2 protein-coding genes and 1 pseudogene are annotated in these 13,220 nt (G+C 42.4%); all 3 read left to right on the forward strand.

Annotated elements, in window-relative coordinates; translation table 11 throughout:
* Positions 1–6 precede the first annotated feature (6 nt).
* A complete protein-coding gene (locus tag HWE15_RS02425; RefSeq protein ID WP_290505902.1) occupies positions 7–8,130 on the forward strand; it encodes an ATP-binding protein in 8,124 nt (2,707 codons plus the stop codon).
* A gap of 5 nt (positions 8,131–8,135) precedes the next feature.
* Positions 8,136–11,771: an ATP-binding protein gene (locus HWE15_RS02430; RefSeq protein ID WP_290505903.1), complete on the forward strand. Its 3,636-nt coding sequence runs from the start codon at positions 8,136–8,138 to the stop codon at positions 11,769–11,771.
* A 4-nt stretch (positions 11,772–11,775) separates the two neighbouring features.
* A pseudogene (locus HWE15_RS02435) lies at positions 11,776–13,220 on the forward strand (hypothetical protein); the annotation flags it as partial.

The raw sequence follows: 13,220 nt of genomic DNA on the forward strand, positions 1-13,220 counted from the left end.
TTTCCCATGAATCAGAAAAAGGAGCTGCTACTTAACCAAGCCTACCAAGAGTTCATAGATATCGGGCTAAATATCAAGCCAATTATGGACGAGTTAGACCATCTAATTGATCTAAACATCATGGGATTTGGTACTACGGAAGATGAGCGAATATTCTCTCGGAAAGATTTTATTGACCTAATCAAAAGACAAGAGGAACAGGCAATTGGATTAAAAATACAACACCACATCGAGCCCGTACATCGGAGAGTATTGGAAGGAGAAAATTCAGCAATCTATGTCGATGATTTGATTTTAAGGATAACCGCTGGCTCGGATCAAGTTGAAATGAAAATGCGCTTTTCCATGGTTCTTGAATACCAGGAAAGTAGGTGGATAGTGGTCCACTGGCATGGTTCCAAACCCGAAGAAGTTAAAAGTGAAGAAGATACCTGGGGAGTTGAAAATTGGAAACAAAAAGCAGAAGAACTTGAAAAGCTTGTGGCAGAAAAAACTTCCGATTTGGTCAAGAAAAATCGGGATCTTGAGATAGAAGCTGCATTAGAAAGAGTTAGATCCCATTCTATGGCCATGTACCATAGCCAAGAACTCGAGGAAGTAGTTGGAGTAACTTTCAATCAACTTCAAAGCCTGAACCTTCCGGTAGATGGATGTCAATTGATCACTTTTGAAGACCAATCTCGGGACTTTCATTTTTGGTCTGCCACACCGGACATGACTTATCCTGTCCAAATCAATATTCCTTATTTCGATAACCCAGTATTTATCAGATTTTGGGAAGCCAAAGATGGTGGGGCCTCATTTACCAGTTTTAATCTGACCCGAGAAGAGACATTGGATTTTTACAATCATGTATACCATCATACCGATTTAGGGAGAACAGTCACAAAAGAAAGATGGAAAAAAATTCAATCCATAGAGCACGGCTTCAGAACCTCTTGGGGCATTCAAAAAAATACGGGGCTTTTCATCTTCAATTTTGACGACCATATTTTTACCCCTGAAGAAAATTCGATAATTGATCGCTTCGCCAAAGTTTTCGAGCAAGCCTACACCCGTTTCCTTGACCTGAAGAAAGCTGAAGCGCAGGCAAGGGAAGCGCAGATTGAAGCGGCATTGGAAAGGGTCCGAGCTAGGGCAATGGCTATGCATGACAGTAGCGAAATGCTGGAAGTAGCCGATGTTTTATTTCAGCAAATCAGGAGTTTGGGAGGAGAGCTGTGGGCCTGTGGAGTAGTAATTTGTAATGGAGACCAGAAAGATGATGAAGTATGGTTTGCAAATGAAAAAGGTGTCCTCCCTCCTATTGCCATGCCCCATACGGAAGAACCCACCCATCAGAGAATGTATGATGGCTGGAAAAACAAACTAGACTTATTTACACATTCCGCCGAAGGAGAAGAGTTACGGAAACATTATGAATACATGCTCTCCGTTGACTCTGCCAAACCCTTGTTTGAAAAGATCCAGGCTTCGGGCATGAGCTTTCCGAATTGGCAAAAATGGCATGCTGCCTATTTTTCTCGGGGGTACTTACTCATCATCACTCTTGAGCCCTATGAAGATGTGTCTATTTTTACCCGTTTTGCCAAAGTGTTTGACCAAGCATACACTCGATTCTTAGACCTGCAAAAATCAGAAGCGCAGGCAAGGGAGTCAGAAATACAACTGGCCCTTGAAAGAGTTCGGGCCAGGACCATGGCCATGCAGCATTCTGATGAATTGACTGAAGCTTCTAAGGTATTGGATCAGCAGGTCAGAGCCTTGGGAATAGATACATGGGGCTGTGCATTCCATATCTATGCTGATGATCCAGAAGGGGACTACGAATGGTTCAGCAGCAAAGCTGGAACCCTTCCGTTTTATAAAACACCCAGAGAGAATTTCTTTCTAAAGTTTTACGAAAAGGGAAAAGCAGGAGAAACATTCCATGTTGAGGAATTTCTGGGAGAGGCCTGCAAGGCGCATTATGAGTACATCATGACCATTCCGGTGATGGGTGATGCCTTACGGGAAGTAGTGGCATCAGGAGGTTCTTTACCCGAGTCACAATATGACCATATTGCATTTTTCAAGCATGGCTTCCTTCTTTTCATTACCTACCAACCGGTACCGGAGGCCCATGATATTTTTCAAAGGTTTGCCAAAGTCTTCGAGCAAACCTACACCCGCTTCCTTGATCTCCAAAAAGCAGAAGCACAGGCACGGGAAGCCCAAATTGAGACCGGTCTGGAGCGGGTACGTTCTGCGTCTTTGGCTATGCATACTACAGCAGACATAGCTAAGGTGGTTTTCGTTTTTTTTGAACAATTAAAAGAATTAAAAGTCGCCTTTGCTCAGGCCTGGATCACCATATTACACTTGGAGGAAGGTTATTTTGACACCTGGTTTTCTCCCATAGAAGGAATTTATGACAAGCCTCAGCATTTTCAGATGCCTACCGCCCCTTTCGAAAAGACGACCATCAAGAGTTGGCTAGAAGGAGCACCTTTTTCCTATTTGACCATTACGGATAAAGATGAGCTGGTTCAGTTCTTCAAAGCTTGTGATGAGATGACAGGGTCCAATTATTTCACCCATAGTCAAAAAACACTTCAATTAGATCGATTAGAGTTTTTAGAAGCCAATCACAAATTTGGGATGTTGAGTAAGTCACATACTGAACCACCCACCAAAGAAGAGGAAGATTTGCTCCATCGATTCGGGAAGGTTTTTGAGCAGACCTATACCCGTTTCCTGGATCTTCAAAAAGCAGAAACACAAGCCCGTGAAGCCCAAATTGAGACCGCTCTTGAGCGAGTTCGTTCGGCTTCCTTGGCTATGCAAAACACAAATGAGCTCGCAAATGTCGTCAGCGTACTTTTTTCACAGTTTGCTGAACTGAAGCTAGAATTCTACCAGGTCTGGATAAATATCTTTATTCTGGAGGAAGGGATTTCAAATTGTTGGTTTTCCCCGGTTGAAGGGGTGATTGAAGAACCTTACACGGCAATCGTTCCTTTAGGACCTTTTGAAGACACCTCCATTAGAAGCTGGAGGGCCGGAGAAAATTTTTCTTACCTGTCCTGGAAAGGAAAGAAAGAGGTTGACAAAATTATGCAGGAGCTCAGCAGGATAACAGGTCATCCGAGCTTTGATCAGATCCAGAAAAAGAAAAAAATGGATCGAATGGAGGTCCTGGACTGCAATCATAAGTATGGAGTCCTAGCATTGGCCAAGAATCACGATATCACTGAAGAAGACCACTCAATTCTCCAGCGGTTTACCAAAGTTTTTGAACAAGCTTACACCCGCTTCTTGGATCTGAAGAAGGCAGAAGCCCAAGCCAGGGAAGCAGAAATTCAATTAGCCTTAGAGCGGGTCCGTGCCCGATCCATGGCTATGAAAAGCACGGATGAACTCCATGAGGTACTTAGTGTTTTGTTCAGACAATTTGACCAGCTAGGCATCCATCCGATGAATGTCTACTTAAGTCTTTTTGATCGGGAAAATAGAACGCTTACCTATAGAGCTTCCGGAAAATCAAGACATAGACAGCCTCAAAAACAGGTTGTTCATGTAGATAGTATGGTAGAGTTGCAGGGGCTTTATGATAAGTTTATCCATGACCAATCCGACTCGGTAGAGGTCATTTTTTATTCCAAGGAAGTCCTTCCACAGGTTTTTGAAATATTCTCTGAAACCTTTGATGCGATGCCGGAGGAGGAAAGAATGAAAATAGAGTATTTCCCAGAAGGAGGCTATTCCATGGCAGGCTACACACCTTTTGGTTATTTGGGCTACGACCATCAACGGACCGCAACTGAAGAAGAGAAAAATATACTCTCCAGATTTTGTCAGGAATTTACAAGAGTGTACCAGAGATTTTTGGACATACAAAAAGCCGAGTCCCAAGCGAGAGAGGCACAAATCGAAGTAGCATTAGAGCGAATCAGGTCTCGAGCGATGGCTATGCACGATCCAGAGGAATTGACGGAGGTGCTCGCCTTGATGTTTGATCAATTGAGTCAATTAGGAGTAGATGCTCTCTGGACTCACTTGACCTTGATTGATCTCGACAAGAATATTTTCACCTATCGTATGACAAGCAGGGATGGTAAACCGGTTCATGCCGAACAAATAGTGCAACTGGATGCAATGGATAGCTGGTCCCACACGGTAGAAACGTTCAAATCCCAAAATCCAGAAACTGTTACTCAAATCCACTTTGTACCAGAGGTGCTGCCTAGAGTTTGGGAATTGTTTGATGGAATTTTCTCCTCCCTGCCGAAAGAGTCAAAAATGAGTCCTGAAGACTTCCCGAATGGTATTCATACCACCGAGGCAAACTGCAAATTTGGATATCTGGGAATCAATCAAAGTAGAGAAGCTACTGACGAAGAGAAAAAAATATTAGGCAGATTTGGCAGTGAGTTTGGGCGTTTATACCAGCGCTATTTAGATATAGAGAAAGCACAAAAGCAAGCTAGAGAAGCTCAAATCGAAGCCTCACTGGAGCGGGTTCGTGCCAGAGCTATGGCTATGCATCAGACCGATGAGCTTACCGATGTGCTCTGTGTGCTCTTCGATCAATTTGATCTTCTTGGGATCAATCCAGTATTGACACACCTTACATTATTTGATGAAGAAAATGAAACCTTCAGTATTCGACTGACGACCACCGCTGATAATGGGGTGGTAGCAGAACAATTGATCGACATTCATGCCATTGAGGCCTGGAAGCAGGCTTTCGAGCAATGGAAAAACTGTGAACCCAATTCTGTAAATACTATTGATTACGCTCCGGAAGATCTGCCCTATCTATGGGATTTACTTTCTGAGATAATGGCCGCCCTGCCAGAAGGACATAAAATAAATCCGACAGACTTCCCAAATGGTTTATTTACCACACAAGGCCACTTCCAATTTGGATACCTAGGTTTCAATCATTCTAGAAAAGCTACCGAAGAAGAAAAAAGTATCGTCAGCCGATTTGCCCGCGAATTTGGCCGTACGTATCAGCGCTTTTTGGATTTGGAAAAAGCCGAATCACAGGCGAAGGAGGCTAAAATCGAGGCTGCCTTAGAAAAAGTCCGGGCGCGAACCATGGGTATGCAGTCCAGTGAGGAACTCCCGGAAGTAGCCAACCTACTCTTTATGGAAGTCCAAGGTTTAGGAATACCTGCATGGAGTTGTGGCTATTGCATTTTATTGGAGGATCGCAGATCGAGTACCTGCATTATGAGTAGTGAAGGCACCCTTCAAAAACCTTTTTTGCTCCCTCATTATGGAGAGGTTTCCTTCGAAGAATGGGATAAATTCATGCACAGTGAAAGAACCTTTTTCATCCAGGAATTAGGAGGAGAAGCCATTGAGAGTCACTACAATTTTATGAAATCCCTTCCTCAGTTAGGCCCCGTATTCCAAGAACTGCAGGATGCCGGACTTTCACTTCCCACTTATCAGATCAACCATCTCTGCAAATTCTCCCATGGGTTCCTGCTTTTCATTACCTATGAAAAAGTACCTGAGACCCATGATATTTTCCAGCGATTTACCAAGGTTTTTGACCAAACTTACACCCGCTTCCTTGATCTACAAAAAGCAGAAGCACAAGCTAGAGAAGCTAAAATAGAAGCCGCCTTGGAAAGGGTCCGATCCCGCACCATGGGAATGCAAAAAGCAGAGGAACTTGGAGATGTAGCGACTCTATTGTTTAATGAGTTGAATACCCTGGTTGATAATTTATGGACTTGCGGCTTTGTCCTCTGTGAAAAAAATCGCCAAGAAGATGAATGGTGGTTGAGCGCAACCAATGGTCTAATCGATCCCTTTTTCCTTCCAAATGTTGGAGACTACGCACATGAAAGCCTCTATCAAGGCTGGGAGAAGGGAGAAAGCTACCGAACCGTCACACTGGAAGACCAGCAACTCCAAGAGCATTACGATTGGTTGTTACAAATTCCCATTGCAGCGCAAATTTTTGAGGAAATGGAGGGTTCAGGTATTTCCCGCCCTAACTGGCAACGCTTGCATGCAGCCTACTTTAAGACCGGATACCTCGTCATCATTACCGAAGTTCCTTGCGAGGAGGAAGATATCTTTAAGCGCTTTGCCCAGGTTTTTGACCTGACCTACACCCGATTCCTGGATCTTAAAAAGGCAGAAAATCAGGCTCGGGAAGCTCAAATTGAAGCAGCATTGGAAAAAGTCCGCTCCCGCTCCTTAGCCATGCAAGATCCGGAGGAATTGACAGAAGTAGCACAGTTGCTCCGCGAAGAAATGGGTATTCTGGGAGTAGAGGAATTGGAGACCAGCTCCATTTACATCCATGATGAAACTAGTAATTTGACACAGTGCTGGTTCACTATAAAAAACAGTCAGAAACCTGCACGAAGCGTTTCCGATCAGATGGTTCTTGATCTGCAGGATACGTGGGTTGGTCAACAAATGCTGAAGTTCTATCGGTCTAAAGAGAAAAAAGCATCCATTCTAATGAAGGGGGAACAGCGAGTTGAATGGATTCGATACTGTGAAAGTAAATCTGAGCTTCTAGGCAAGAGTGAATTCTATGGAGAAACGATTCCTGAGCGTACCTATCACCTCTATAAATTTTCAGACGGATTCTTAGGCGCAGCCTCCTCAGGTTCGATCTCAGCCGAAAGTTGGGATTTAATGAGAAGAGCCACAGCAGTATTTGCCTTTGCCTTTACACGCTTTCAGGATCTCCAGGTAGCACAAGCTAGTGCTAAAGCTGCCCTGAGACAAGCCTCCTTGGATCGGGTTCGTGCGGATATTTCAGCCATGCGAACAGCTGCTGATTTGGATAAGATTACACCGCTTTTATTCAAAGAGCTTAACGCAATGGAAATTCCCTTCATTCGCTGCGGTGTATTCATTATCAATGTAAAAGAAGAAATTGTAGAAGCTTATTTATCATCTTCCGAAGGCCAATCCTTAGGTGCATTACACCTTCCCTTCAAATCGAGTGAGCTTACCTACCAGACGGTTCAAGCTTGGAGAAAAGGAGAGGTTTTCAGGCAACACTGGGATAAGGAGGATTTTGTGAGTTGGATCAATCAAATGATGGAGAAGGATCTGATTCAAGACAGAAAGACCTATCAAGGTGCAGCCGCGCCTCCTGAATCCCTGAATCTTCACTTTGTACCCTTTACCCAGGGGATGCTTTATGTAGGTTCTAAAGAACCACTTTCTGAAGATGAAATTGACTTGATCAGATCACTATCCGAAGCATTTGCCATAGCCTATTCACGCTATGAAGACTTTGTCAAACTGGAGCAGGCAAAAGCGGAGATTGAGTCAGCGATGACCGAACTCAAGGCTACCCAAACCCAACTAGTTCAACAAGAAAAACTCGCCTCTTTGGGTCAGCTTACCGCTGGCATCGCCCATGAGATCAAAAACCCACTGAATTTTGTCAACAACTTTTCCGAAGTCAGCAATGAACTGATCGATGAGGCTTTTGAGGAGTTGGAAAAGTTAGTGGATTCGGAGGAGAAGGAAGAGATCATCGCCATTCTGGAAGATGTGAAAGGAAATCTTTCCAAGGTTCAGGAACATGGAAAGCGGGCTAACGGGATCGTGACCTCTATGCTGCAGCACTCCCGAGGAGGAGACGGCAAAATGGAACCCACCGACCTCAATGCTTTGCTGAAGGAATATGTGAATTTGAGTTTCCATGGCATGCGGGCCGGTAAAACCCCTATCAATGTAGATATAGACCTTCAACTTGAGGAAGGAATAGGCAAAGTCAACCTGATTACGGAGGACTTTTCACGAGTGATTGTGAATCTATGCAACAATGCTTTTGATGCGATGCGCGAAAAGACCCTCCAAGGGTCTGACTCCTACCAACCCAAACTCACCGTCAGAACAAAATCCGAAGGAAATCAGGTCAGGGTTGAAGTTGAAGACAATGGCCCCGGAATCCCTGATGAGATCAAGGATAAGATTCTCCAGCCCTTCTTTACAACCAAAAAAGGGACAGAGGGTACCGGTTTAGGGCTCAGTATAACCAATGACATTATCAAAGCGCATGGGGGAACCATTGAAATTCAAACCAATAAAAACCAGGGTTCGCCCTCAGAAAAGACAGGTACAGTATTTTTTATTTCAATTCCTGTAAATTAAACCACATGAAAATCAATAAGATACAGGAAACTGAAATTTGGGAAGTATATGATGCTTGGCTAAAGGCTTACCTCAATGCTGATATAAAAACTTACAGTACTTATCTGGATGAGGCTTACCACTTTATCGGCTCCACCAGCAACGAAGAATTTTTAAACCGAAATGACTCTATTACATTTTTTGAAGGCACGGGTGAGCAGTTTGCCGGAATTACCGACCTGCGAAATGAAACCAAAATTCTGGAAGTTTTCGATGATTCTATCTTCATTACCCATTTTTGCGATTTCTGGTTTCTCAATGATGCGGAATGGACCTACTACGGCAGATTTCGGTTGACTTCCGTCATGCAGCAAAAAAATGAAGGTTGGCGATTTATTTACCAGCACTTCTCCATGCCCGACTCAAAATCTGATGAAGGAGAAAGCATCGGGCTTGACAAAGTAAGTGCGGAAAATATGGAACTCAAGGAAGCTATAAAACGCAGAACAATTGAGTTGGAAAGTAAAAACCGGGAGTTGGAAATTGAAGCGGCATTGGAAAGGGTTCGTTCCTGTACAATGGCTATGCAAAAAAGTAAAGACCTCCAAGAGGTAGTAAAAGTAATCTTTGACCAGCTGGCCCTTTTGAAAATTAATGCCGAACATGCGGGAATTGTCGTTGAATATGAACCCAAAAAAGACTGGCATTTTTGGGTGGCAGAAACTCAGGATATTCCTGCTAAAATCACCGTTCCCTATCTTGATCTGGTCTGGGATCAGCAGTTCACCGAAGCAAAAAAGAATGGTAAGCAATTCTTTACCACCCTTCTCAATTTTGAGGAAAAAAACAGCTTTTATGAAATATTGCTTGCCCATATCGAGGGCTTGACTGAAAAAGCAAGACGTTTTTATTTCACCTGTCCCGGACTAGCCATATCGACAGTCATCGAAAAGGATATCGGCCTTTACATTGAGAATTTTTCTGGAATACCTTATTCCCAAGAAGAAAATGAAATCCTCAAACGTTTTGGTAAGGTATTTCAACAGACCTATACCCGATATCTCGACATCCAAAAAGCAGAAGCACAAGCACGTGAAGCTCAGATTGAAGCAGCGTTGGAACGAGTGCGAAGCCGATCTTTAGCAATGCACAAAAGTGAGGAGCTTGCAGATGCTATTGGTTTGTTGCAACGGGAATTAGCGAAACTTGAATTTGCACTGGATAATTGCATTTTCTGGATCATTGACAAAGAATCACTTGAGGCAACATTATGGGTTGCACCGATAAACAATACTTTTTTACCGGAATCTTACCATGTGCCATTCACCAACCTTCCCTATTTCAAGAAAGTTTTTGAAGGATGGGAGCAGCGGAATCCGAAATGGACGTATCTATTAGAGTCGGAAAACAAAAAAAGGACGGATGATTATCTTTTTAATCATACCGGCTTCAAAAATTTTCCTGATGAGATAAAGGAAATATTTAAACAAGTTGAAAAAACATACATCACCATTTCATTTTATAATTATGGGGGTTTACACGTTTCATCCATAGAACCACTTAGCGAAGTTCAGGCTGAAATTTTGAGCCGTTTTTCAAAAGTATTTGACCAAACCTACACCCGCTTTCTCGATCTTCAAAAAGCAGAGGAACAGGCAAGAGAAGCACAGATAGAATCAGCTCTAGAAAAGGTGCGGTCTGCTTCCATGGCCATGCAAAAACAGGAGGACTTGTTAGAGGTCATCAATTTGTTGAGCGAACAACTCGTTAAGCTTGGTGTCCAAATGGAAACAGCATTTTTCAGCAATGGATTACAGTTGGGCGAGTGGAATTTGTGGATATACACGGTCACCGGAGATGAAAGTGCCGTTACAGATTACATTCATTTTCCGGAGGTTAACCATCCTATTTTCATCCGATCTAAAGAATGTATTCAAGACTTTAAAAATGGCAAAGCGGATTTTTTTAAAGATGTCTATGACAAAGAAGAAAAAGATACGTGGTTGGATTATACATTGACCAAAACTGTTTACAAGGATTTACCTTCAGAGGCAAAAGACTATTTGTATAACAAACCTGGTTTTACGCGATCAACTATCTTTTTTAAAGATACGTCGGTGGGTATTGGAAGATACAACACAATTCCCTTTAGTGATGAGGAGGATGAATTGTTAAAAAGATTTGCCAATGCATTCAACCTGACCTATACCCGCTTCCTGGATATCAAAAAAGCAGAGGAACAGGCAAGAGAAGCACAGATTGAGGCGGCATTGGAAAGAGTAAGAAGTCGGACCATGGCCATGCAATCCTCGGAGGAACTTGCCGATGCCGCTTATATTCTTTTTGAACAATTGAATATCCTAGGTGTCACCCATGAGCGGATTAACATCGGCATTGTCAACGAGGAAAACCAAACAATAGACTTTTGGATCACCGAACAAGGCGGAAATAAACTGAACAGCAGCTTCTCCGGCCGGATTTCTGAACCCACTACAATTTCCAAAGCTTATTCTGCTTGGAAAAAGGGAGCTAAATCCTTTGTGGTAGACTTGAAAGGGGATGAGCTTAAAAGTTGGCTCAATTATTTGATCAATGAAATCAAAATCCCATTTAAAAAAGCCTTTCTACATAATAGGCGGGTTCAGACATTAGGATTTTTTTCCAAGGGAATGCTAATCATTTCCAGCCCAGAACCTCTGCAGGAAGAGGCATTGTATCTCCTGGAGAAATTTGCTGGCGTTTTTGACCTGACATATACCCGTTTCAGTGACTTAAAAGTGGCAGAAGCGAATGCCCTACAGGTGGAAAGGGATTTGGTCGAAATCAAGCTTGCACGACAAAAGGCCGAAGAAGCTCTGGCCGAACTCAAAGCCACCCAAGACCAACTGGTACAACAAGAAAAACTTGCCTCCCTGGGTCAACTTACTGCAGGTATTGCCCATGAGATTAAAAACCCACTCAATTTTGTCAACAACTTCTCAGAAGTCAGCAATGAACTGATCGATGAGGCATTTGAAGAGTTGGAAAAAATAGAGGATTCGGACGAAAAGGAAGAAATCATCGCCATTCTGGAGGATGTAAAAGGAAACCTTTCCAAGGTTCTGGAACATGGAAGTCGTGCAAACGGAATCGTAACCTCTATGCTTCAACACTCCCGAGGTGGAGATGGAAAAATGGAACCCACCGACCTCAATGCTTTGCTGAAGGAATATGTCAATTTGAGTTTCCATGGCATGCGTGCAGGTAAAACCCCAATCAATGTAGATATCGATCTACAGCTTGAGGAAGGAATAGGCAAAGTCAATCTGATTTCAGAAGACTTTTCTCGGGTGATTGTGAATCTCTGTAACAATGCTTTTGATGCCATGACACAGAAGACTGAAGAAGTTCCTGGCTCCTACCAACCCAAACTCACCGTACGGACCAAATCTGAAAAAAATCAAGTCTTTATTGAGGTAGAAGACAATGGCCCCGGAATCCCTGATGAGATCAAAGACAAGATTCTCCAGCCCTTCTTTACCACCAAAAAAGGAACAGAGGGAACTGGCTTGGGGCTTAGTATAACCAATGATATCATCAAAGCACATGGCGGTAAAATCAGTATCCATGATAAAGAGCAAGAGGGAGCAGTATTTGTCATCACTTTACCAATAATTTCCTGATAGCATGAAAAAAGTATTAAGTGATAAAATCAAAGCTGCCTTTCTGGTATATCTACTGCTATTTTCTTGTTTCGCCTCAGCTCAGACTAATAAGCCAGACAGTTTACACGCAATTCTTTTAAATGCACCAAACGATACGGTGCTCCTGCAAACTAATTATGAAATAGGACTTTTTTATGCTGAAGTAAATATTGATAGTTCAATCTGGTATTTAAATAAGGCTCTAGCAATTGCAGAGAATTTGGACTTGAAAATGAAAGAAGCAGATATCCTGGATTGGCTTGGATATGCTTATTCAAACAGTAATGACTACCCAAAGTCTCTGGATGCATTTTCAAGAGCAGTAAAAATTGCAGAAGACCCCTTAACAGAAAAATCAATCATTGGGATCAGTGATGCCAATAAATTGAAATCAAAAAGAATTGAAAGGTTAGCTAGTATTTATAATAGTCTTGGGCTCCTTTTTGGCAGAACAGGTAATATTTCGGAACAGGTTAATAGCCATCAAAAAGCAATGGATCTATCTGAATCTGTAGGAGATTCTTTAGCATACATATGGGGCACTATGAATCTTGGAGAAGTTTACCTAAAACTTGGTGAGCTAGACTCTGCAAAGCTTTTTGTACAAAGAGCCTTGGATGCAAATGACTTAATTGATGGACAATACGGGGGTTATATCCTCTGGTTGATGGGGAGGGTTTATGAAGCAAGGGGAGATTTCGACTCCTCCAAGGTATTTTTTGAAAAGGGAATTCTTTTCAGCAATGAGAAAAATACACTTTCTATTTCGGGTGATGTATACCTGTCTTTAGCCCAATTATATTTTGCTTTTTCTAAGTTGGACTCAGCAAGGATGTATGCAATCGACGCAAAAGATATTTTCAGTCAAATGCAGTCGGATGACAAACTCGCTAATACCTACTATATTTTATCAAAGATCTATGAGAAACAAGATCTGCAGGATAGTGCATTTAGGTATTTGAAGGAATATGTAACCTTGAATGACAGCATTCATGTCCTCGAAAAAAAGAACCTTATGGCTTTCCAAAACATGGGGTTCAACGAGAAAATTGCTTTGCAAGAATTGGAAAAAGAGAAAATTTTGATCCAATCTCAAACGCGTACTTATTCCTTCCTGGCCGCTATTGCATTTACAGTGATTGTTATCATTCTCCTCGTCATCAACAATCGCAATCGTCGGAAGGCGAATGAATTACTTGCAGTCCAAAATTCAAAAATCGAAAAACAAAAGGAAAAATTAGAAAAGGCCTTGGTTGAACTTAAATCAACCCAAGCCCAACTGATTCAATCTGAGAAAATGGCATCTCTGGGTGAACTGACTGCTGGTATAGCTCATGAAATTCAAAATCCTCTGAATTTTGTTAACAACTTCTCTGAGATAAACAAAGAATTGATCGCCGACCTGAAAGAGGAAATCGAAAAGGGTGA

Source organism: Algoriphagus sp. (genome assembly GCF_013373065.1).
Lineage (GTDB): Bacteria > Bacteroidota > Bacteroidia > Cytophagales > Cyclobacteriaceae > Algoriphagus.